Origin of the sequence: Shewanella sp. 1CM18E (assembly GCF_023161665.1) — a bacterium.
Lineage (GTDB): Bacteria > Pseudomonadota > Gammaproteobacteria > Enterobacterales > Shewanellaceae > Shewanella.
The window spans coordinates 204,273-226,282 of the sequence record NZ_JALNTW010000005.1; the positions used below are offsets into that span (position 1 = coordinate 204,273).

At 41.2% G+C, this 22,010-nt stretch carries 18 protein-coding genes; 11 read left to right on the forward strand and 7 right to left on the reverse strand.

What is annotated here, in order from left to right; genetic code table 11:
- Window positions 1-2: 2 nt before the first annotated feature.
- Window positions 3-1,505 (forward strand): arylsulfatase, encoded by a 1,503-nt coding sequence (locus MSG37_RS09705; protein ID WP_248470439.1) that lies wholly within the window; start codon window positions 3-5, stop codon window positions 1,503-1,505.
- 158 nt (window positions 1,506-1,663) lie between these two features.
- On the opposite strand, the gene MSG37_RS09710 is transcribed toward MSG37_RS09705, so the two are convergent.
- The 6 genes from MSG37_RS09710 to MSG37_RS09735 form a co-directional block, all read right to left on the reverse strand.
- Entirely contained in the window at window positions 1,664-2,797 is a 1,134-nt protein-coding gene (locus tag MSG37_RS09710; RefSeq protein ID WP_248470440.1) for a hypothetical protein, read from the reverse strand.
- A 202-nt stretch (window positions 2,798-2,999) separates the two neighbouring features.
- Window positions 3,000-4,340, reverse strand: a complete 1,341-nt coding sequence (locus MSG37_RS09715) for an MFS transporter (protein WP_248470441.1) — start codon at window positions 4,338-4,340, stop codon at window positions 3,000-3,002.
- Window positions 4,341-4,609: 269 nt separating this feature from the next.
- Window positions 4,610-4,897, reverse strand: coding sequence for a 4Fe-4S dicluster domain-containing protein (locus tag MSG37_RS09720; RefSeq protein WP_248470442.1), 288 nt, complete (start codon window positions 4,895-4,897; stop codon window positions 4,610-4,612).
- Entirely contained in the window at window positions 4,894-6,183 is a 1,290-nt protein-coding gene (gene fixC, locus MSG37_RS09725) for an FAD-dependent oxidoreductase FixC (RefSeq protein WP_248470443.1), read from the reverse strand. Before fixC ends, MSG37_RS09720 begins: the two co-directional genes overlap by 4 nt.
- 88 nt (window positions 6,184-6,271) lie before the next feature.
- Window positions 6,272-7,213 carry an FAD-binding protein gene (locus MSG37_RS09730; RefSeq protein WP_248470445.1) on the reverse strand — a complete coding sequence of 314 codons (942 nt, stop codon included), beginning with the start codon at window positions 7,211-7,213 and terminating at the stop codon, window positions 6,272-6,274.
- Window positions 7,214-7,226: 13 nt separating this feature from the next.
- Window positions 7,227-8,000 carry an electron transfer flavoprotein FixA gene (locus tag MSG37_RS09735; protein ID WP_248470446.1) on the reverse strand — a complete coding sequence of 258 codons (774 nt, stop codon included), beginning with the start codon at window positions 7,998-8,000 and terminating at the stop codon, window positions 7,227-7,229.
- A gap of 922 nt (window positions 8,001-8,922) precedes the next feature.
- Here MSG37_RS09735 and caiT point away from each other — a divergent pair.
- The 10 genes from caiT to MSG37_RS09785 all read left to right on the forward strand — a co-directional run bounded on the left by caiT (window position 8,923) and on the right by MSG37_RS09785 (window position 19,943).
- Window positions 8,923-10,479 (forward strand): L-carnitine/gamma-butyrobetaine antiporter, encoded by a 1,557-nt coding sequence (caiT, locus tag MSG37_RS09740; RefSeq protein ID WP_248470447.1) that lies wholly within the window; start codon window positions 8,923-8,925, stop codon window positions 10,477-10,479.
- Window positions 10,480-10,520: 41 nt separating this feature from the next.
- Window positions 10,521-11,657 carry a crotonobetainyl-CoA dehydrogenase gene (gene caiA / locus MSG37_RS09745; RefSeq protein ID WP_248470448.1) on the forward strand — a complete coding sequence of 379 codons (1,137 nt, stop codon included), beginning with the start codon at window positions 10,521-10,523 and terminating at the stop codon, window positions 11,655-11,657.
- Window positions 11,658-11,888: 231 nt separating this feature from the next.
- Window positions 11,889-13,115 (forward strand): L-carnitine CoA-transferase, encoded by a 1,227-nt coding sequence (gene caiB / locus MSG37_RS09750; protein WP_248470449.1) that lies wholly within the window; start codon window positions 11,889-11,891, stop codon window positions 13,113-13,115.
- 10 nt (window positions 13,116-13,125) lie between these two features.
- Window positions 13,126-14,679: a crotonobetaine/carnitine-CoA ligase gene (gene caiC, locus MSG37_RS09755; RefSeq protein ID WP_248470451.1), complete on the forward strand. Its 1,554-nt coding sequence runs from the start codon at window positions 13,126-13,128 to the stop codon at window positions 14,677-14,679.
- Between the two features lie 61 nt (window positions 14,680-14,740).
- The gene (caiD, locus tag MSG37_RS09760; protein WP_248470452.1) at window positions 14,741-15,526 is read left to right on the forward strand and encodes a crotonobetainyl-CoA hydratase; all 786 of its coding nucleotides are present in this window, start codon (window positions 14,741-14,743) and stop codon (window positions 15,524-15,526) included.
- 93 nt (window positions 15,527-15,619) lie between these two features.
- Window positions 15,620-16,471, forward strand: coding sequence for a MaoC/PaaZ C-terminal domain-containing protein (locus MSG37_RS09765; protein ID WP_248470453.1), 852 nt, complete (start codon window positions 15,620-15,622; stop codon window positions 16,469-16,471).
- 132 nt (window positions 16,472-16,603) lie between these two features.
- A complete protein-coding gene (gene caiE, locus MSG37_RS09770; protein ID WP_248470454.1) occupies window positions 16,604-17,212 on the forward strand; it encodes a carnitine operon protein CaiE in 609 nt (202 codons plus the stop codon).
- A gap of 145 nt (window positions 17,213-17,357) precedes the next feature.
- The gene (locus MSG37_RS09775; protein WP_248470455.1) at window positions 17,358-18,299 is read left to right on the forward strand and encodes an alpha/beta hydrolase; all 942 of its coding nucleotides are present in this window, start codon (window positions 17,358-17,360) and stop codon (window positions 18,297-18,299) included.
- Between the two features lie 189 nt (window positions 18,300-18,488).
- Window positions 18,489-19,385, forward strand: a complete 897-nt coding sequence (locus MSG37_RS09780) for a LysR substrate-binding domain-containing protein (protein ID WP_248470456.1) — start codon at window positions 18,489-18,491, stop codon at window positions 19,383-19,385.
- An 84-nt stretch (window positions 19,386-19,469) separates the two neighbouring features.
- On the forward strand, window positions 19,470-19,943 hold the full coding sequence (locus MSG37_RS09785) for a peroxiredoxin (protein ID WP_248470458.1): 474 nt from the start codon (window positions 19,470-19,472) through the stop codon (window positions 19,941-19,943).
- Window positions 19,944-20,024: 81 nt separating this feature from the next.
- Here the strand turns inward: MSG37_RS09785 and MSG37_RS09790 are convergent, their stop codons facing one another.
- Complete coding sequence (locus tag MSG37_RS09790) at window positions 20,025-21,974, reverse strand: methyl-accepting chemotaxis protein (protein WP_248470459.1); 1,950 nt, start codon at window positions 21,972-21,974, stop codon at window positions 20,025-20,027.
- Window positions 21,975-22,010 lie beyond the last annotated feature (36 nt).

A 22,010-nucleotide genomic window follows, 5' to 3' on the forward strand; every position in this document is an offset into this window, starting at 1 on the left:
AGATGAAACGGATTTTGTATATATTAGTTATTTGCCTATACGGATTTATATCTACCGCAGCTTTTGCCGCTGAGAATAAGCCAAATATTTTTGTGATTTTTACAGATGATATTGGTATTTCAAATTTGAGTGCTTATCACAGAGGGGTGATGAGCAGCCAAACTCCAAATATTGATAGCATTGCCGAAAAAGGTATGTTGCTCACTGATTACTATGCGCAACCCTCTTGCACTGCGGGACGCTCAGCATTTTTAACCGGACAGTTTCCAGTAAGAACCGGTATGCACTCTGTTGGCTTGCCAGGTGGGCCTGTAGGTTTAAATGCTAATACGCCAACATTACCTGAACTGCTGAAAGAACAGGGTTACGTTACTGGGCAGTTTGGTAAGAATCACTTAGGTGATAGGGATGCTTTTTTACCTACCATGCATGGCTTCGATGAGTATTGGGGTTGGCTCTATCATCTTAATGCGATGGAATATACCGAAGATCCTGATTGGCCAAAAGATGGAGCATTTAAGCAATTTGCGCCGCGCAATGTGATTCATGCTAAAGCAGATGGCAAAGGTGGCCAAACCATTACTGATGACGGCCCATTGCATATAGAACGAATGCGTACACTTGATGATGAAGTGAATAAGCACGCGATTAATTTTATTGAAAAAGCAGTGAAAGAGGATAAACCATTCTTTACTTGGTATTGCCCATCACGCGGCCACGTGTGGACTCACTTATCGCCTAAGTATGAAAAGATGTTAGGTCAAAATGGTTGGGGTTTACAAGAAGTGGTGATGAAAGATCTTGATGACCATGTTGGTGAGATGCTTGCTAAGCTCGAGGAGCTAGGCATTGCTGACAATACCATCATTATTTTTACCGCGGATAATGGTCCTGAAATCATGACTTGGCCTGATGGTGGTATGACGCCTTACCACGGTGAAAAAGGTACAACTTGGGAAGGTGGCGTTCGTGCTCCATTTTTGATCCAGTGGCCCGCTAAGATCCCTGCTGGAGTCGTTAATAATGGCATGTTTGATGGCATGGATTTATTGCCTACGCTGGTAAATGCTGCTGGTGGCCCTAATGATTTGAAGCAACAAATGCTCAAGGGTTACAAAGGATTTAAGGCGCACCTTGATGGCTATAATCAAATGTCACTACTGACAGAGAATGGCGCTTCAAGCCGTAAAGAGATTTTTTACTACGAGCGAGATAAGTTGCAAGCAGTGAGGGTCGGTGATTGGAAAGCGCATTTTGTAATACAAAATCAAGGCTGGAGTGGCCCTAAAGAAGAGCTAAATGCGCCGTTATTGTTTAATTTACGTCGTGATCCTTTTGAAAGAGCGGCTGAAGAGTCTGGTATGTATTTAAAATGGATGGGGCAAAAAATGTGGGCCTTTGGTCCTGCACAAGCAGCGGTGGCCCAGCATCTTGCAACGTTTAAGCAGTGGCCGGCAGTAACGTCTGAAACTGGCCCTGTTAACAATGGTGGTGTAGGTAACTAACTTAGAAGATAGAATGCCAGCTTATTGATGGGCTGGCTTTTTTTTATTATGTGTAAAAAAAGCCTTCATAATAATGAAGGCTATGGGTGACGTGGTTAAATTAACATTTTACGAGTGGCTTGTAGAATGTAGGTACCACAAAAAGAGTGTGGAGCGAGTTAAAAGTAATAAGCAACACTGACATTGAAGCGTTTATCCCAGTCGTCGCCAACTTCCGGCAGACCGATATGGTCGTTGTTAGCTGTTGAGAAAGTCATATTCTTACCCATAATGAAATCAATTTGGGTGTATGTTGGACCTGCACTGATAGCTGCACCTAAAACGTTTTGCATACTATTATCGTAGCTGTCGTCATCCACATCTGGGGTCATTAAACCAAAGTCGTTGTAGAATTTTATACTTCCCCAATCTGTTGGAAGTGTTTTGGCTATGTTTGCGCTATACACTTGACCTTTAGATGCCACTTCAAATTGCCAGCTAACCACTGATACGCCTATTTTATTACTATCAGCGCTATCGGCCGCATCGAACTCATATTGCATCGCTTGTAACTGTAGATTCCAACCATTGAAAGTACTATCTAAATGCGCAGCAAAAGCATACCTGTCGCCGTTGTTACCAGTTTCTGAGTTGTAAATTTGGCCTGCTTCAATAGAGGCACCAAAGGTAGTTGAGCCACCTTGATGCTCCATTTTATAGGTTTGGCGTAAGTTAACTTGATTTGTCTCTTCGTTATGGTATTCGGTTCCGTTAATTGTGCCGCTGTATAGGTCTGCTGCATAACGTTTGTTTTCTGTAGGGCCATATTCAGCACCTTTATAGAATGCCATATCAGTTTGCCAGCCATTGCGCTCGTAAACGGCTTTTATACCGATATCATGATCATCCTCAAAGCCCAGGTAGTATGGCAATCCAAACCAATAACTATTTGAAATATATCCTAGGTTGCCAAATGGCACCTTGTTTATACCAAATTGTAACTGCCAGTCTGGATTGAAGTTGTAATAGCCATAACCAAATTTTATATAGTTAGTATCAGCAGTAAAACGGTAGTCAGACTTTAACCCCCAGTTTCCGTGCTTTGCATCAAATCGCAAAGACGCCATATCAAAGGTAAAATCTCCAGCTTTATCTTTTGAGCTTTCGCTATAATCTTTATAAGCATAATTTACACGTACGCCGCCATGGATATTAATACCATCTTCTTCTTGCTCTGCAGCAAGGATATTAAAAGTGCTGAGAGTGAGTGCACTTGCAACTAATGAAAGGCAGATCTTTCTATTCGTGTTCATGATTGTGTTATCCCAGTGTTTTATATAAGTAAGAGAATCATTTGTGTTTGTTTTAAATTTATTTTTATGGGTATATAACTGGTTTGTTCAAATATTAACTCCTTAAGTTTTAAATATGATTTTTTAGATGCAAATTAATAAATAATTGGAGTTAGATTAGGAGTATTTCCCGCGGCTGGCTGTAAATACCCCTTAATCTTTATTAGTTGTTCGTTGCTATACCTTTACTTTTAAATGCAGTAGAGCTAGTAGTCTCTAAAGTTAAGCCTTTAGTTTCTGGAGCCATAAATACAGAGATAACTAAACCAAATAATGAAATCGCAGCACCGACTAATAATGTTGGGGAAATACCATAGTTAGCCATGAAAATGGGTAATGCATAGGTTGAAATAATGGTGCCAATTCGACTAAATGACATTACAGCACCTACGGCTGATGCGCGGATCTCAGTAGGGAATAATTCATTGGGATATAACCATTGCAATATTCCCGGGCCGCCAGAAAAGAAGGCATATGTCGCAAAAGCGCCAATAATTAACCAAATACTAGGATCTGGAACTATCCCTAAGAGCGCTAGAGAAGCTGTCATTATGCCAAAACTACCAATTAATAATGGTCTGCGGCCAATAGAGTTGAGCCAATACATGGCTGGAATACAGCCTGCCATGAAGAAGAGGCTAATTACGATATTACCTAGGGCTGCATCCTTACCATCAGTGAAACCGAGTAGCTCAATAATTTGTGGGCCAAAGGTATAGATGGCAAACATAGGAATAACTTGGCAGGTCCAAATAAAGCCAATGAATAGAATTCTTTTTAAATAAACTGGCTCGAAAAGTTTACTGTATTTAGTTTGCTCTGCAGATTCATGTGCTATATCAACATTGGGACCAAAGTACTTTTCCATTGTCTCTTTGCATTCTTTAATTCGGCCTTTTTTGAGCAGCCACCTTGGAGACTCTGGAAGATGAAATCTGCCAAGAAGTATTATTAGACAAGGAATTAATGCGCTGCCAAACATCCAGCGCCAGCCATCTTCTACATCATATAATAAGTAGCCAACCATATTTGCTGCTGTAGCTCCTACGTACCACATTGCAGCAATAAAGCCCATTGTATAAGCTCGTTTTTTAGTAGGTGAGAATTCGGCAACCATTGACGTTGCAATAGGGTAGTCAGCACCAATAACAATACCTATCAAAAAGCGCATAACTACAAGTTCAATTGGTGAGGAGATGAACATGGTTGCAAAAGAGAGTACTGCGATAGCAATAATATCAATCATGAACATCAATTTTCGGCCAAATATATCTGCTACATAACCAAATAGTGCTGTGCCGATAAAGAGTCCGGCTAAGGTCGCGGCTCCAACTAATCCGATCCATTGTGCATCTAACTCTAGGGCAGGTGTTAATTGCTGAAGTGCTAGACCAATTATTACTAATACATACCCATCTAAAAAAGGCCCGCCACTACCCCAAAGCATTATTTTTTTGTGTAATGGAGTAAACTCCATATCATCGAAGTTGGTTCTTGGTTTCATGCTAATTACCACCAAATATAATTTTAAGATTTATGTTTTATTTATTATCTGGAGGTGTCAGCTCCATTTTGTACGTTTTATAAACTTAAATTGAATAGTACTCGGTAAAATTATTAAAACGGTGACTTGAATGGTGTTTTTTTATATTTTTTAATAAAGGTTTTGCATTTGTGATGTAGCAACAAATATATTATTTAAAAATACGGCTAAAGGGTCGGAATATATATTCCAACCCTAAATTACATTTAAATTAATTGAGTTGTATGGTGTTATCCGTATCTATATTCGATACCAAATGTTCCTCTTGGGTATTCCCATTTTTCTAAAATGGTTTCACCACAAAGGAACTTACAGGTTCCACACTCTAAACAGCCAGCAGAGTCAAATCGAATACTTCCGTCATCTTCTAATTTATAGAGCCCTGCAGGACATGCATTAACCAGTTTTCGATATTCATTTAAATCTGGATTATCTTTTAAAATAATATGTGAATGGCCTTCATCGACATGGAACTTATTGGCACCAAGTTTGACGTCTACATTAACTAGTTTATTCATATCGAAGTCACTCCTTTAAATCCATCTTTAATTAGATTCATGTAGCCGACTTCTTTACAGTGCTTCATGAGCGTTTTTCTAATAGGCTGAGATGGACTACCATCCACAGTGAACATACTTTGCATGATGTCAGCAACCATCTTAGGGTATTGATTAAAAATGCGTGGGTTCTCCATGAACTTAGGTAACTCTTTGTATAAATTGAGATCTTTCATGATGAAACTATCTTCTAATAATGTTTGATAAGAAGATAAACCTTGGGCACTGAAATCATTTTTCTCGCGCGCAGCTAGTACTGCTTTTGCTGCGGCTTCACCCGAGGCGATAGCCAGATCCATGCCGCGGACTGTGTAGCCGATATTTAAACAAAAGCCTGCAGCATCACCGGTAATTAATACGCCATCATCAACCAGTTTTGGCACCATATGAATACCAGCCTCTGGTACAACATGACCTGAGTATTCGATCAATTTACCGCCTTCTATAAGAGGTTTAATCATGGCGTGGTTTTTAAAGTCTTCCAACATTTGCGGTACAGTTTTATTTGAACTGCCAATACCATGTAAACCACAGACAATGCCTAATGAAACTGAGCTTTTATTGGTATAAATGAAGCCTCCTCCCATTAAGCCGTTGGCGGGAGAGCCTGCAAATAACCAAGCACAACCTTCATCGTCATTAAGGTTAAAACGATCTCGAATAACTTGTTCTGGTAGTTCGATTAACTCTTTTGCTCCAACTGCCATAGCATCAGATTTAATACGTTTCACCATTCCTAGTTGTTCTCCGAGAACTGGATTAACGCCTTCTGCTAGAATCACTGATTTGGCTGTTAGCTCATCACCATCAGCTTTCACGCCGATGACTTTACCGTCTTGGACTAAGATTTCATCAACCCGAATACCACTGATAAATTGAGCGCCAACTTCTTCAGCCTTGCCCATTAACCACTGATCAAAGTCGCCTCTTAATAGGGTATAAGATTCTTCAATTGCAGCTTGTTCTCGACCGTTGTGGTAGTCGAGAGTGACGCCTGTATCGTCGGTTAGAAAGGTCACTTTTTCTTTAGTTACCTTTCTTTCTATTGGCGCTTCTTTAGCAAAACCAGGGATGATTCTTTCTAAACTGTGGCTGTATAAACGGCCTCCAGTCATATTCTTGCTACCAGCATAGTTGCCGCGTTCAATAACTAGAACGTCTGCGCCTTCTTTCGCAAGAACATAGGCAGCAACACTGCCTGCAAGCCCGGCTCCTACGATGATAGCGTCAAATGATTCTTCTGACATACTCGTCACTCTCTACATATATTTGGCTAGTCGCCCCTCTCATAGTGAAGAGTGAGGCGATTGAAATAACGATATAAACTGTTTTCAGTTAAGCTTTTAAAGCGCTAATAAGTGCTGGCATGACTTTATTGATATCACCAACAATACCGTAATCCGCATATTGGAAAATGGGCGCATTCTTATCTTTGTTAACAGCCAAAATTGTCTGAGAACCTAGAGCACCAACCATATGTTGGATTTGGCCAGAAATACCCAATGCTAGATAAATTTCTGGTTTTAGCATTACGCCTGATACACCGATGTAGCGCTCACGCTCCATCCATTTTTCAGTTTCAGCTATAGGACGAGAACAACCTAGCTCTGCGCCCATTAGTGCTGCTAATTCATTGGCGACTTGTAGGTTTTCCTGACTACCAATACCACTACCTACACCGATAACGCGTTTAGCTTTGCCTAAGTCAACACTTTCACCTTGTTTAACTCGGCGCTCAATACATGTAATGCTTGTTGTTGGTTCAACAAAAGCTACATTAATAGCTTCACCTGTGCGGCTAGGATCTACCGGCAATGCTTCATACACGCCGCTACTCAACGTTATAATTGCTACTTGGCTGTTGATTTTTTCTTCAGCTATCGCTAAACCACCGTAGGCCATATGCTTAGCGTATACACCGTTTTCAACGTTGATTTCGGTAACATCGTTTACAACACCAGCTTGTAATTGCACGCCTAATTTACCGGCGAGGGCTTTGCCACGTTTAGTTGGTGCAAGTAGCACTAAGCTATTTTCGCTATTTGCTGCAATAACTTGTGCAATCGTATGGCTATAGTCTTCAGTAATTTTTTGACTATCTTTTTCACCTAAGTAATAAACGTGGGTTGCGCCTAATGTGTAAGCAGCTGTAATTTCAGATTCTGCGCCAATAATAAATGCAGATACTTTTTCACCTAGTGCAGCACCTGCTGCGATCATTTCAGGTAAACGGGAAGCGATATCGCTAAATACCCAAATATTAGATAGTTTGCTCATCATTTATCCTTAATTAGTTAAGTGCTTTACGTAAGTGTTCTGCGAATTCGGCAAGCTGCTGCTCATCGTCACCTTCGATCACTATATTTTGGCGAGCCTTTTGTTTTGGCGCGATAACAGAGACGAGTTCAACTAAAGCTGGAAACTCTGTTAGTTCAAGATCTGTCGTGCTTAGGCTTGTTACTGGCTTTTTAGCTGCCGCTAGAATCGTTTTCATCGATGGGATAGTTGGTTCATTAATATCTGCAGATACAGAAATTACCGCTGGTAGTGAAATTTCTAATACTTCTACTTCATCATCTAATGAGCGCTCAACTGTAATCTTGCCCGGCTCTGCCGCGATAATCTTACTAACAGCATTAATATTGGCGATGCCTAGTAGCTCACCTAACTGTAAGCCAACTTGTTGAGCGTATAAATCGCCAGAACCATCACCACAGATTATTAAATCAAAACCACTTTTTTGTGCTGCAGCCATCAATACACGTGCTGTCTGATGTGGTAGCAGGTGTTCAAATTTCTCGTCTACCACAACTGTTAAGTCATCTGGGCCACGGGAAAGAATATCCTTTCGTGATTTAGGGTTTTCTAACGCCTTACCACCAATACTCATCGCAGTGATACTACAGTCACCTAAAAGGCTTTTGAGTTGGACGCCAGCTTCTACTGCACAGAGATCGAATGGATTAATTTTAGGTGAGGCCTTATTGGTATCTAAGCTACCATCAGATGCGATTGAGATATCTTGCTCTTCAGGTACTAACTTATAACACGTAATAATTTTCATTATTTCTCCCGTTAAAATACGAAGTATTTAGAAACCTAATATAAGAATTTGAATGTCATAACTAATTATTAGTTTTGGTATTGTTAAAATGGGTTTTAAATTAATAACGCTTAAAGATATTAAATTTCTAAAAGAGGTTATTAAACTTTTCTTCTTGTTAACCATTCTAAGTTGAATCAATTATATGGCGATAAATTAGCAAGCTAATGTTATGTTCGTCACACTTATAGATGGGGTGAAGTTAGTCTTTCTAACAGCTATATTAGTTTCACTAATATGCTTTTTTAAGTTGTTTTTAGATTTATTAATATCGGTATTAGGTGGGCTAATGGTCTTTTTACTGGAGCTAATAATCTCATTAGTAGAGCTTAAATATACCTGTTAAGTAATTCTAATACGCTTATTAGAATTACAGTTTTTAGTGTTTTTTAGCTTGTTTATAAACTTTTTTGGTTGTTTAAAAGTGCTCTAATTTAGTGTTTTACGTCTAGTTGGTTTTGTCTTTAGTTATTGATATATATCGATTTTATCTGGTTTTGTGAGTTTTTTAGTGGTGTGTTTGGGTTCCTGGGGATAATATTTATTAGTTTTTTCATAAATTAAAGTTTATTTTTTACAACTCGATTTTTGCCAGTTTTAAGCCGTTGAGTTTCTATTTCAAATGAACGTGATAACGATCACTGTATAGCAAAATTATGGCTGGCATGATTCTTACGCAAATCAGCGGGCTCATTTAGATTTATTAATTACTTATATGTATCCATTTTTATAAGTAATTAAAATTGTTGTTTGGTGATTGATTAAAATGCTTGGTTATATTTGTTTTTTGACTTTTATTTCTAGGTAATAAAATAATTCGGTAAATACTCAGTTTAAAACTTTAACTATTATCCTCTTAGAATAGAGAGGGAGAAGTATTAATATGAACAATAAAACGATGGATGTAGATGCCAAAGCAGGAAAGAGAAAGGTCACTATTGACCCGATTATCTTTTTTCCTTCATTAATCGCCGTTGTATTGCTTTCTTACTTTACAGTAAGGGACTTAGATGCGGCGAATGTTGCGATTCAAGAAGTATTTCATTACTTGACCCATACATGGGGTTGGGCATTTGAATGGTATATGATTTTCATGGGAGCTGGCTGGGCTTGGTTGACATGGGGTCCATATTCTAATAACCGTTTAGGTCAGGAAAAACCTGAGTTTAGTACAGGAAGTTGGATCTTCCTGATGTTTGCCTCTTGTACCTCTGCAGCGGTATTGTTTTGGGGCTCTCTAGAGGTTTACTACTACGTAACTTACCCTCCTTTCGACCTTGAACCATTATCTGTTCAGGCTAAAGAGTTAGGGCTTGCATACAGTTTGTTCCATTGGGGTCCTTTACCTTGGATGGGTTATGGCTTCTTTACTGTGGCACTTGGTTACTTCCTTTTTGTAAAGAAAATGGATGTTGTTCGCCCAAGCGGCACATTAGAACCTGTATTGGGTAAGCATCACAAAGGTTTCATCGGTATCTTTATCGATAACGTTTATGTTGTTGCCCTAATTCTTGCTATGGGTACCAGTTTAGGTTTGGCGACTCCGCTAGTAACTGAATGTATTCAATGGTTATTCGGTATTCCACGTACCCCTGAAGTTGATACCGTAATCATCTCGGCATGGATTATATTTAATGCTATCTGTGTTGCTTTTGGTCTAACTAAAGGTGTCAAAATTGCGAGTGACTTACGTAGTTACTTGAGCATCATTATGTTGGTATGGGTGTTCCTTATTGGTGCAACCAGCTTCACTATCAATTATTTCACTGATTCTATTGGCGTAATGCTAGAGCTACTTCCTCGTATGTTGTTCTATACAGCATCTGTAAGTGAAGGAAGCTTCCCACAAGACTGGACTGTGTTCTACTGGGCTTGGTGGGTAGTGTACGGCATTCAAATGTGTATCTTCTTAGCTAAAATTTCTCGTGGCCGCACCGTACGTGAACTTTGTTTGACTATGGTGGCTGGTTTAACTGCTTCTACCTGGTTCTTATGGACCATTCTAGGTAGTAACACTATGAGCTTGATGAACGAAAATCTTGTCAATATGCCACAGCTGATTGAGCAGTATGGCGCAGCGAGAGCGATCATCGAAACATGGGCTGCATTACCTTTCAGTACGATCACAATGTGGGGATTCTTCATTCTATGTTTCCTTGCGACAGTGACTTTAGTTAACGCCTGTTCTTACACCTTGGCTATGTCTACCTGTAAAGGTGCTGACGCCGATAACGAACCGCCAGTTTGGGTTCGTGTTGGTTGGTCTGTGCTTGTTGGTGTAATCGGTATCGTACTTTTATCGCTTGGTGGCTTGAAGCCATTGCAAACCGCAATTATTGCCGGTGGTGCGCCGCTCATTATCGTTAACATCATGATTATCATCTCTTTCTTAAAAGATGCTCGTAAAAATAATTGGAAACCTGTCGGTGAAGAGGCTTAGCCACACCTGGGATCCACTGCTGAAATTTAGAGGAATAAATAATGGATTTTAAATTAACCGACGAACAAGAGCTTTTTGTAGCAGGTATCCGCGACTTAATGGCTAAAGAAAACTGGGAAAACTATTTCGCAGAATGTGATGAAAATAGCCAATATCCAGAGCGTTTTGTGAAAGAGCTTGCCGAAATGGGCATCGATAGTTTGTTGTTGCCAGAAGAACATGGTGGATTTAACGAAGGCATGGTCACGCTTGCAGTGATCTGGGAAGAGCTAGGCCGTTTAGGCGCTCCAACGTACGTCTTGTATCAACTACCTGGGATCAGCACGATGCTAAGACATGGTAGTCCAGAGCAGATTGATAAGATCATGGCGCTACGCGGTACTGGTAAGCAAATGTGGAACTCGGCGATCACTGAACCAAGTGCTGGCTCTGATGTGGGCAGTTTGCTAACCACTTATAAGCGTCGCGATGGCAAGGTGTATTTAACGGGTAGTAAGTGCTTCATTACCAGTGCTGCGGGTGCGCCGTACATTGTGGTGATGGCTAAAGATGCAGACTCTGAAACACCAATCTTTAGTGAGTGGTTTGTCGATATGTCAAAGCCTGGCATCAAGATGAGTAAGTTACCAAAGTTAGGCCTAAAAATGGATAGCTGTTGTGAGCTTCAATTCGACGAGTTTGAGCTAGAAGAGTCAGATATTTTCGGCATCGAAGGCAACGGTTTCATGCGTGTTAAAGAAGAGTTTGATTCAGAGCGCTTCTTAGTGGCGTTAACTAACTATGGTGCAGCGTACTGTGCGTTTGAAGATGCGGCTAAATACGCTAACCAACGCGTTCAGTTCGGTGAAGCAATTGGTCGTTTCCAGTTAATCCAAGACAAGTTTGCTCACATGGCTATCAAGCTTAACAGTATGAAAAACATGGTTTATGAAGCGGCGTGGAAGTGTGATAACGGCACCATGACCTCGGGTGATTCTGCGATGTGCAAGTTCTACTGTGCTAATGCTGGCTTTGAAGTGATTGACTCCGCAATGCAAGTGCTAGGTGGTTATGCGATTGCTGGTGAACACCGTATTAGCCGGATGTGGCGCGATATCCGTGTTGACCGTGTCTCTGGTGGTTCTGATGAAATGCAGATCCTGACCTTAGGCCGTGAAGTATTAAAACGCTATCGCTAATTTACCATGGTGATTAACAGATTAAGTGCTGAGTTAGTGAGTACTTAATCTGGGCAGTATCTAGTGTGGGATTTGAGCGCTTCTTTTTAATTTTAAGCAGATCGACACTGCAGCTCAAATCTCAACGCTTGCCTTTCACTGCTGTAATGCTTGGTAAATCTCAACTATGACTATTGTCTCGGCATTGAGCCGTGATGAGTTTTTATTCGAATATTTAGAGAGATGGGTATTATGTCAAATAAATTGTCTACACCTACGTTTGGTCCTCTTGCTGGTTTAAGAGTGGTGTTTTCTGGTATTGAAATTGCGGGTCCATTCGCGGCACAAATGCTTGCCGAGTGGGGCGCAGAAGTTATTTGGATTGAAAACGTTGCTTATGCTGACACCATTCGCGTACAGCCTAATTACCCTGAACTATCGCGCCGTAACCTTCATGCATTATCACTTAATATTTTTAAAGATGAAGGCCGTGATGCGTTTCTTAAGCTAATGGAAACTACAGATATCTTTATTGAAGCAAGTAAAGGTCCTGCTTTTGCGCGTCGTGGTATTACCGATGAGGTGTTATGGGAGCAAAACAAAAAGTTAGTAATTGCTCACTTGTCGGGTTTTGGTCAGTACGGTACTGACGAATATACTAACTTGCCGGCATATAACACTATTGCTCAAGCATTCAGTGGTTACTTGATCCAAAACGGCGATATTGACCAACCAATGCCAGCCTTCCCATACACGGCGGATTACTTTTCAGGTATGACGGCAACAACTTCAGCACTAGCTGCTTTATACCGTGTTCGTGAAACTGGTGTGGGTGAAAGTATCGACGTAGCTATGTATGAAGTGATGCTGCGTATGGGGCAGTATTTCATGATGGATCACTTTAATGGTGGCGAGGTCTGCCCACGTATGACTAAGGGTAAAGATCCTTACTATGCAGGTTGTGGCCTATACAAATGCAATGATGGCTATATCGTTATGGAGCTTGTTGGCGGTATGCAAATTGAAGAGATGTTCAAAGATATGAATATCATGCATTTATATGGTGGCGAGGAGGTGCCTCAAGGTACGCAGCTTATTCATCGTATTGAGTGTCCATTTGGTTACCAGATTGAAGATGCATTAGACGAGTACTTAGCACAAAAGAGCATTGAAGAAGTATTGGCAAGATTCGCTGAGCTAAATGTTGCTTGTGCAAAAGTGTTGACCATTCCTGAGTTAGATAGCAATCCGCAATATATTGCACGCGAGTCTATTACTGAGTGGAAGAACATTGACGGTAAGACCTACAGAGGTCCGAACGTGATGCCTAAGTTCAAGAATAACCCAGGTCAAATCTGGCGTGGTATGCCAAAGCATGGCATGGATACCGCAGCAATCTTGGAAGATATTGGTTACTCACAAGAGCAAATTCAGAGCTTAAGCGAAAAAGGCTTAGCAAAAGTATCTGAGTGTAAGTGAGGCTAGAAGAATGGATATCGTTGGTAGCAAAACATTAAGATGCATGTGGGAAGAGCGTGCTCGTAAATTTAGTAATAACACAGCGTTGGTTTATGAGGATGCTGCCGGCGATGTCCAAGAGTTTACTTATAGTCAGCTTAATGACGAAATTAATAGAACAGCTAATTTATTTTTAAATTTGGGTATTAATAAAGGCGATAAAGTTGCAGTGCAGTTATATAACAGTCCGCAGTTTATTTTCTGTTGGTTTGGTCTCGCAAAAATAGGTGCGATTATTGTCCCTATCAATAATCAATACCTATTTTCTGAGAGTCAATTCATTATTAATAAATGTGATGTTAAAGCCGTCGTTATAGAAGAAGAGTTTCTGTCTATTTATAGCAAGATGAAACAGCAAGTAGGTAACTCAATAAATAATATTTTGGTTACAAGAACCACTAGTATAGATATATCTGATTCAATGAACTTCGATGTTCTTGTTAGCCAACAAAAGAGCGAATTAGTCAAACAGGTCACGATTAGTAGTGACGATGTGGCCGAAATATTATTTACCTCAGGGACAACGTCACGGCCAAAAGGAGTGGAGATCACTCATTGTAACTTGCAATTTGCAGGCTATTACACAGCGTGGCAAACCTGTCTGAGAAGCGACGATACATACTTAACCATGATGCCGAGTTTTCACATAGATTTTCAATGTAATGCGGCAATGGCGGCCTTTACCGTTGGCGCTAAGTTGGTGATGCTAGAGAAGTACAGTGCACGTAAATTTTGGCAGCAAATCTGTGACTATAAGGCAACACTAACCCATAGTATGCCAATGATCGTTCGCACCTTGATGTTGCAACCAAAAGTAGCCACTGAGCAAGACCATTGCCTACGTGACATGTTGTTTTTCTTGCATATTTCAGATCAAGAAAAACTTGATTTTGAAACCCGTTTTAATGTGCAGCTGTTTAACTCTTACGGTATGACTGAAACCTTAGTCGGCCTGATTGGTGATAGTCCAGCAGAGGAGCGACATTGGCCGTCAATCGGTCGCCCTGGTCTTGGCTATGAAGCTAAAATTGCCGATGAAAATGGTCAAGAACTAGCTGCTAATGTGATTGGTGATCTTTGGGTTAAAGGCGTGCCGGGTCGAACGATCATGAAGGGTTATTATCAAGATCAAAAGTCGACCGAAGAAGTATTAAGTGCCGATGGTTGGCTATATACCGGTGATAAAGCCTATGCGGATGAAATGGGTCTATTCTATTTTGTCGATAGAAAGACAAATATGATTAAAAGGTCGGGAGAAAACATTTCAAGTTCGGAAATTGAAAAAGTTTTAATGTCTCACCCATTTATTCTAGATGCTGCTGTTATTGGTGTGCCAGATTTAATTAGAGATGAAGCAGTTAAAGCTTTTGTAATATTTAATGAGGGTGTGTCTTTAAGTATTGACCAAATTCTTAATTTTTGTTCGGAGAATATGGCTAAATTTAAAGTTCCATCTTTTGTCGAAATAAAAAAATCTTTTCCAAGAACCTGTACCTACAAAGTACAAAAAAAACTTCTGATGTGAAGTTAACTTAATTAGCTTTTTAATAAATGAGTCTGAATTGGCTCTATATTGGAGTATTAGCATGAGTGAATCATTACACGTTACCCGCAATGGCGCTATTTTAGAAATTACTCTTGATAGACCAAAAGCCAACGCGATTGACGCTAAAACAAGTTTTGAAATGGGTGAGGTCTTCTTAGCATTTCGTGAAGATCCTGAGTTACGTGTGGCGATTATCACTGGTGCAGGTGAACGTTTCTTCTCTGCAGGTTGGGATTTAAAAGCAGCTGCTGAAGGCGAAGCGCCTGATGCAGATTTTGGCCCAGGTGGATTTGCAGGTTTAACTGAAATCTTTGATCTTGATAAGCCTGTGATTGCAGCTGTAAATGGATATGCATTTGGTGGCGGATTTGAGCTAGCGTTAGCTGCAGATATGATTATTTGCTCTGAAAATGCGAGTTTTGCTCTGCCAGAAGCTAAGTTAGGCATTGTACCTGATAGCGGCGGAATGTTGCGTTTACCTAAATTGTTACCGCCTGCAATCGTAAATGAATTGATGATGACTGGTCGTGGTATGGGCGCGGAGGAAGCATTGCGTTGGGGTGTAGTAAATCGTGTGGTTGAAAGTGATCAATTAATGGCAAGTGCGCGTGAGCTTGCACAGCAAATTGCTCAGGGCGCACCGTTAGCAATTGCAGCTATCAAAGAAATCTACCGTGAAACGAGTGAGCTTTCAGTTGAAGATGGTTATCGCCATATTCGAACTGGCGGTTTGAAAAACTATCCATCAGTGCTGCACTCTGAAGATGCACTAGAAGGTCCATTAGCCTTCTCTGAAAAGCGCGATCCTGTTTGGAAAGGTAGATAGTTTTCTTAGATTTTGACTCTCGATAAAGCCTGATATTTCACTGAAATGTCAGGCCTTAATTTAACTGTTTGTAGGTAATGAAAGGATTTACAGATGGCGTTGAAATTAGAGATGCAAGGGCAAACCTATGGCCCATTTATTAATGAATATACAGCCAGAGATGTGATGCTATTTGCATTAGGTTGCGGTGCAGGTAGTGATGGCAAAACAGATCTCGATTATGTGTATGAAAAAAACTTAAAGGTGTTACCTATCTTTGCAGCCACTCAGATCGTTGATGCTGAAGTGACTAAAACTATCGATTACGGCTTTAACTGGGGAGGTTCACTTCATTGGGGATTTGATTTACAAATCCATCAGCCGTTACCTACTAACCCCGGGAAATTGACCACTAAGGTGCTGTTGAAAGGGCTATATGATCGCGGTGAAGGGCGGGGCTGTTTAGCTCAACATATAGGTGAAACGTTCGATGAAGCAGGAGTAAAGCTGTTTACCAATGAAAGCTGGGATTGCGCTTTGTATGACGGTGGTTTTGGCGGCCCCAAGGCTCCTACTGATATTGTTGAGATCCCTGAGCGCGCTCCTGATTTTGAAATAGAGCAAGATATTCCATTAAACCAAGCGCTTATCTACCGTTTATCAGGTGACGATCATCCGCAGCATGTGGACTGGGATTATGCTCAGGAGTTTGGCCATCCTAAGCCAAATCTGCATGGTGTAAGTACCGCAGGTGTTGCATGTCGTCATGTTATCCAAGCCATGATTACTGGTGAGCCAGAACGTCTTACGCGCTTCAAGACTCGGTTAACTAAATCTTTATATCCAGGATGCAGAGTGAAAACCCAGATCTGGAAGTGGGGCGATAACTGTGTGCACTTTAGAGTGATGGATGCAAATGACCCAGAGACTTTTTATCTCAATTTTGGATTAGTTGAGTGGAAGTAAGTCGAAATAGGAGGTGTTTGCCTCCTGTCTAAACAGCACTTAAAGGATTCGGTACTTAGTAATAGTGGCTTTAATGCTCGAGGCGTTATTGCTAAGTGATGAGTCAGTCAAACTTTTTAGAGTAATTAGCTTATGCCCTGCTATGAATTTGAAGGATTAATACCAGTCGTTGACCCAACAGCTTATGTACATCCCACAGCGGTTCTTATAGGTGATGTGATCATAGCGGCTAATGTGTATGTTGGGCCTAATGCATCATTGCGTGGAGATTACGGGCGGCTGATATTACAACGTGGCAGTAACCTTCAAGATGGTTGCATTATGCATGGATACTGCGACATGGATACGGTTGTAGAGGAAGATGGTCATATTGGTCATGGTGCTATTTTACATGGCTGTGTAATTAAGCGTAACGCATTGGTGGGAATGAACGCTGTAGTGATGGACGGCGCGATTATTGGCGAAAACAGCATGGTTGCAGCTATGAGCTTTGTAAAAGCGGGCTATCAAGGCGAGCCTAAGCAGGTATTGATGGGGCAACCAGCAAAGTATGTTCGTGAGGTAACTGAACAAGATCTGCATTGGAAAGGACTCAATACTCTGGAGTATCAGGAGTTGTCACGACGCTCGGCAAAGAACATGCAGCCAGTAATGCCATTGGTTCAGATTGAACCTGATAGATCAAGGCTAAAAGGGACGACTCAAGTACTCCCTCAGGCAAGTTTTACGCAACTCGATTGATTAGGTTCCGCCTGAGTGAGCCTTTATGGCTCAAGGTTTAAGAGGGAGTACGACCCCAATAAAGCTTAAATCTGTTAGCGCCTCAGGCGGTACACCTCATTTTGTATTAACAGCAGTTTAAATATTGATATATAAGGAAAGTTGTATGCCTTTAGACCCAAAAGTTGCACTGTATTTACAGCAAGTTAGCGACTCTGGCGCCAAGCCTTATGAGGATATGACTCCAGCCGAGTCTAGGCGTCTAGATATGAATGAACTGACTAAAGCACGAGCTGAGCGAGTGCTAGAGCCTATTGTTGCCATTGAACATAGTTTTATTCCCGGCCCCACAGCAGATCTTCCTGTTCGAATTTATCGTCCAGTAGTGTGTGCCAATGATGAACCGCAGCCTGCCATCATTTTCATTCATGGTAGCGGTTGGGTTGTATCGAATATCGAGACCAACGATCATTTTAGTCGGGCGCTTGCAAACCGCACTGGTTCTGTTGTTGTAGCAATTAACTACCAAAAAGCACCAGAACATAAATTTCCCATCCCGATGGATGATTGCTACTCATCAACTTTGTGGATCTTTGAACATGCAGAACTACTTGGGTTAGATCCTCAGAGGGTAGGGATCCTAGGTGACAGTGCGGGTGGTAACCTTGCGGCTGCTGTAACACTAAGATTGCGCGATGAAAATGGACCTAAGCTGGCATATCAAGTCTTGGTGTATCCAGCAGTCCAATATGGTTGGGATACGCCTTCTGCTCATGCGAATGCTGAAGGCTACCTGCTACAGCGGGCCAGTATGAAATACTATTGGGGACACTATTTACGTAGTGAAGCTGACGCACTAAATCCCTATTGTTCTCCTCTTAATGCCCAAAGTCATAAATACTTACCGCCAACCTTTATTTATACCGCCGAATTTGACCCATTATGTGATGACGGCTTTCTTTATGCGCAAGCCCTGCAAAGCGATGGAGTCAAAGTTAAACATCGTTGTTTTGAGGGGGTAATCCATGGATTCATTAAAATGCTAGGCGTATTCGATCAAGCCGATGAATTTCTTGATGAACTTAAGCAAGATCTACTAAAGATCTAAATGTCACCAATGTAATTGAATGCTAGGTGTTGCTCGCAAAATAGACAGTTTCGTGAGCTTATTCGAATAATTGCTAACTAGTCTATAAACAGCAGGATATTCCTATCCTTATGTGCTCAGAGTTACATTTTTAGTTTAAACCTCTGTGCTAATCTGGCGCATCATGCATTTAAACTTTGTATATAAATTATGAACAATAACATTCCATTAAGGGCGTTACAGGTTTTTGAATCATGCGCGAGATTAGAAAGTTGTTCTCTTGCTGCGAATGAATTGTGCATAACTCAAAGCGCTGTTTCGCAACAAATAAAACTGCTTGAGGATTATTTCCTAGAAAAGCTATTTCATCGCAATGCGGGCAAGATAACCCTAACAGAGTCAGGCCTTGAACTGCGTCAAAGATTAGCCCCCGTTTTTTATGATTTAAACAGTGTTTGCGCCAGTCTAGTCCCCGACATGTCCAACGAAGTTAGAGTTCACTCCTATAACTCATTGGCAGCTCGCTGGTTAGTTCCCAAAATGGCTGAGTTTAGAAAGCAGCATCCAGAGTTCAACATTAATGTGGGTATGTTTCAAGATGATGTTGAAATGAGTGATATGCTCGCAGATATTTTTATTATCACTCGTGAGATTCAAGATGGTTACACCATTATTCCATTAGTGGAAGAAAAGCTGGTGGCATATTGCAGTCCAGAATACCTAGATAAACACCCGAATGTTTCGTTGGAAACGTTTCATGAGCAAACATTGCTCTACTCAAAACATAAAGATTATGGCGTAGATTGGGAAGGGTGGTTTAGAGTTAACAAAGTCGGTGTTGGGCCGTTACAGAGAAAGTTTATCTATAACCACAATATGCTAGCTGTTCAGGCTGCAATTTTTGGTCAGGGTATTGTTCTTGGGTTAGAGCAAACATTGCAGGTTGAAGTCGACTCTGGAAACCTAATCAAATTAGATTTACCGCATTGTTATACAGGATGGACCTATTCAATCGCATATAAATCTTCAAGAAAAAGGGACGCACGCATTATGAAGATCGTTGATTGGATCATTAAAGAATACGCCACAATAACCACTGATAATTAAAAGCCCTTACAGGGTTATGGTTTTTGTTTACTCTTAATTCAACTAGCATGTTGATCACTGAACACATAACGAAGGGATATTCTGATGATTGAACAAGGCCAAAAACTCCCAGCGGGCACGCTGGCTCAGCTCACTAAAGATGGCATGGTTAACCATGATGTTGCTGAGCTATTTACAGGTAAAAAAGTGGTGTTATTTGCTGTACCAGGCGCTTTTACACCAACTTGCTCTGAAGCACATCTGCCAGGCTTTATTGTATTTGCCGATCAACTTAAAGCTAAGGGCGTTGACTTAATTGCTTGTGTTTCGGTTAACGACGCATTTGTGATGAAAGCTTGGGGCGATAGCCAAAATGCAGCTGAGCTGATGATGCTTGCTGATGGTGATGCTAGTTTCACTAAAGCTTTAGGGCTAGATATGGATACTGTAGGCTTTGGCGGCGTACGCTCGCAGCGTTATGCCATGGTGGTGGATAATGGCGTGGTGACAACCTTGAATGTAGAAGCACCAAAATCATTTGAAGTGAGCACCGCTGAGGCGATTTTAGCCACGCTTTAGAGTTGATTTTTACTTCAGGGAATAACCTCTGAATTAAATTTAAAGGAGCTGTTAAGCTCCTTTTTTGTATTTGTTTAGCCTTTAGGCTGTTTTTATTGTTTGTATTCCTAGGCTTACCTCAATACTTTCTACACTCTGCTGCACTTCTTTGGCAATAACATCGCTTTGTTTTGATGACGCTTGTGCATGCTCTTTAAGGCTTTGCATTGCGGCTACAAACTCATCTAAGTGTGCGACTTGCTCAAGGGTGCTATTAGCGCCTTGTTGAGCAGTACTCACCATTTCACTCGCTTGGCTTTGTACGCTTTGTGCGGCTTGCCATAGACTTTGAGCTCGGGATTTCTGCGCTTGAGTAGCTTCTTCAATACCTTGTACTCTTAGCTCCAAATCGCCGTTAGCTTGGGTTAGCTGATTCAGAATTTGCATTATTTCTTTCAATGACACTTGTGTGCGCTGAGATAGATTACGCACTTCTTCGGCTACTACTGCAAAGCCGCGCCCTTGCTCGCCGGCTCTGGCGGCTTCAATTGCTGCGTTTAACGCAAGTAAGTTAGTTTGCTCGGCAATATTACCGATAACATCAATAATGCGTGACACGTCAGAAACAGATGTGGTTAGGCTTGAAAGTGATTGATGGCAATGTTGCACGGCGGTTTGGGTTTCTTCGGTTGCATCGAGAACTGCTTGTGACTCTTGCTGGCTTTGCTGCATTTGCACCATAGTTTGCTGCGCAGACTTTTCTACTTGGTCCGTGGTTTGGCTAACGTCTTTAGCGAGAACGCGGATATGTTCGGTTTGGCTTTGTGCCGTTAATACAATACTTTGGGTTTGCTCGGTGCTAACTGAGATATGGTTAATGCGTTCAACAAGTTGCGATAGTGATTGCGAGACTAAAGTGATTTGTTGTCTTTGCTGTTCATCTTCTTGTTCAAAGCGGTGCAGCAGTTGATTAAAGTGGCCGGCAATCTGTCCGGTTTCGCAGCGACGTTGTATTGCTAAACGTTCACGACTATTAGACTCGCTTAACTTTGAAAATGCAGTATTGAGGTGCTTTAACGGCTTAATCACTCGGCGCTGCTGAAGTACTAAGTAGCCAATGGCAAATGCGATTAGAACCGACACCATGGTATAGATGGCAATCATCAACTCTTTTTTAAGTAGATGATTTTGTTTTTTTTGTTGTTGGCCGAGATCAAGTAATTGCTTTTCTATAACTGCAACATCTTCGATTAGCGCTTGCTGTGTACGCTGATTTTCTATCAATAGTGCGTGAGTATTGGCTACTTCTTTATTGTATCGATTGCTTAAGCTTAATAATTCATTACGGTAACTTTCGCCGATTTCAATTTGTTCAGCTTCATCGTCACCAAGGGCAAATTCATCGGCTTCTACGGTTTCATAAACGCCTATAAGCACCAGTGCATCGAGTTTATCGTGCCATGCTTCTAGTTCACTAATAAGTGTGGCTAAGATGGATTTTAATCGCTGTTCTTTGTCGATTAGGTACCCAGCGGTAACTTGAGATAAACCGTAAATGATTGGCGGCAGCTGTGAGGTTAATGCAAGATATTGCTCGGCTAAACTAGGATGCTCGCTTTGCCCTTGAAACGCATATTCAGCAAGGCGGCGGTTGTTATCTATCATTTCTGATTCAGCGTGAGCTAATAGCTGGCGTGGGTTGCCTGCCAATTTACCCGCTGCGCGATAATCTTTATCTAAGGCATTGATAAAGTTGTCGATTGAAGACTGGATCTCAGTAATGTCCAAATTATGCTGCTGATTTATCTGGCTTTGAATACTGATTAAGTTGAGCTTAGCTCGCTCAAGCTGTCCAGCATCGCCAGTGGATAAATAACTGTCAAGATCGCGCCTGACTTCAACTAGAAACAATGTTTGGATTTGTTGTAGCTGTATGGTTTGTTGCTCGATAGATTGGCGCTTATCACTGCTCCAAAAAACGACGCCTGCAAGTAAAGCTGCGATAAGTAACAGCAGAGCAGAGGCTGAAAGTGATAGGGTTGAGATTTTCATAAGTCACGCCAATCTTTTTTTAATTGGCGTAAGAAT

What these genes read in the sequence shown, in the direction of transcription:
- caiC (WP_248470451.1), top strand. Translation starts at nt 13,126, where the DNA reads ATGGATATCGTTGGTAGCAAAACATTAAGATGCATGTGGGAAGAGCGT.
- caiB (WP_248470449.1), top strand. Translation starts at nt 11,889, where the DNA reads ATGTCAAATAAATTGTCTACACCTACGTTTGGTCCTCTTGCTGGTTTA.
- MSG37_RS09785 (WP_248470458.1), top strand. Translation starts at nt 19,470, where the DNA reads ATGATTGAACAAGGCCAAAAACTCCCAGCGGGCACGCTGGCTCAGCTC.
- caiE (WP_248470454.1), top strand. Translation starts at nt 16,604, where the DNA reads ATGCCCTGCTATGAATTTGAAGGATTAATACCAGTCGTTGACCCAACA.
- MSG37_RS09715 (WP_248470441.1), bottom strand. Translation starts at nt 4,340, where the DNA reads ATGAAACCAAGAACCAACTTCGATGATATGGAGTTTACTCCATTACAC.
- MSG37_RS09790 (WP_248470459.1), bottom strand. Translation starts at nt 21,974, where the DNA reads ATGAAAATCTCAACCCTATCACTTTCAGCCTCTGCTCTGCTGTTACTT.
- fixC (WP_248470443.1), bottom strand. Translation starts at nt 6,183, where the DNA reads ATGTCAGAAGAATCATTTGACGCTATCATCGTAGGAGCCGGGCTTGCA.
- caiA (WP_248470448.1), top strand. Translation starts at nt 10,521, where the DNA reads ATGGATTTTAAATTAACCGACGAACAAGAGCTTTTTGTAGCAGGTATC.
- caiT (WP_248470447.1), top strand. Translation starts at nt 8,923, where the DNA reads ATGAACAATAAAACGATGGATGTAGATGCCAAAGCAGGAAAGAGAAAG.
- MSG37_RS09730 (WP_248470445.1), bottom strand. Translation starts at nt 7,213, where the DNA reads ATGAGCAAACTATCTAATATTTGGGTATTTAGCGATATCGCTTCCCGT.
- caiD (WP_248470452.1), top strand. Translation starts at nt 14,741, where the DNA reads ATGAGTGAATCATTACACGTTACCCGCAATGGCGCTATTTTAGAAATT.
- MSG37_RS09705 (WP_248470439.1), top strand. Translation starts at nt 3, where the DNA reads ATGAAACGGATTTTGTATATATTAGTTATTTGCCTATACGGATTTATA.
- MSG37_RS09765 (WP_248470453.1), top strand. Translation starts at nt 15,620, where the DNA reads ATGGCGTTGAAATTAGAGATGCAAGGGCAAACCTATGGCCCATTTATT.
- MSG37_RS09780 (WP_248470456.1), top strand. Translation starts at nt 18,489, where the DNA reads ATGAACAATAACATTCCATTAAGGGCGTTACAGGTTTTTGAATCATGC.
- MSG37_RS09775 (WP_248470455.1), top strand. Translation starts at nt 17,358, where the DNA reads ATGCCTTTAGACCCAAAAGTTGCACTGTATTTACAGCAAGTTAGCGAC.
- MSG37_RS09720 (WP_248470442.1), bottom strand. Translation starts at nt 4,897, where the DNA reads ATGAATAAACTAGTTAATGTAGACGTCAAACTTGGTGCCAATAAGTTC.
- MSG37_RS09735 (WP_248470446.1), bottom strand. Translation starts at nt 8,000, where the DNA reads ATGAAAATTATTACGTGTTATAAGTTAGTACCTGAAGAGCAAGATATC.
- MSG37_RS09710 (WP_248470440.1), bottom strand. Translation starts at nt 2,797, where the DNA reads ATGAACACGAATAGAAAGATCTGCCTTTCATTAGTTGCAAGTGCACTC.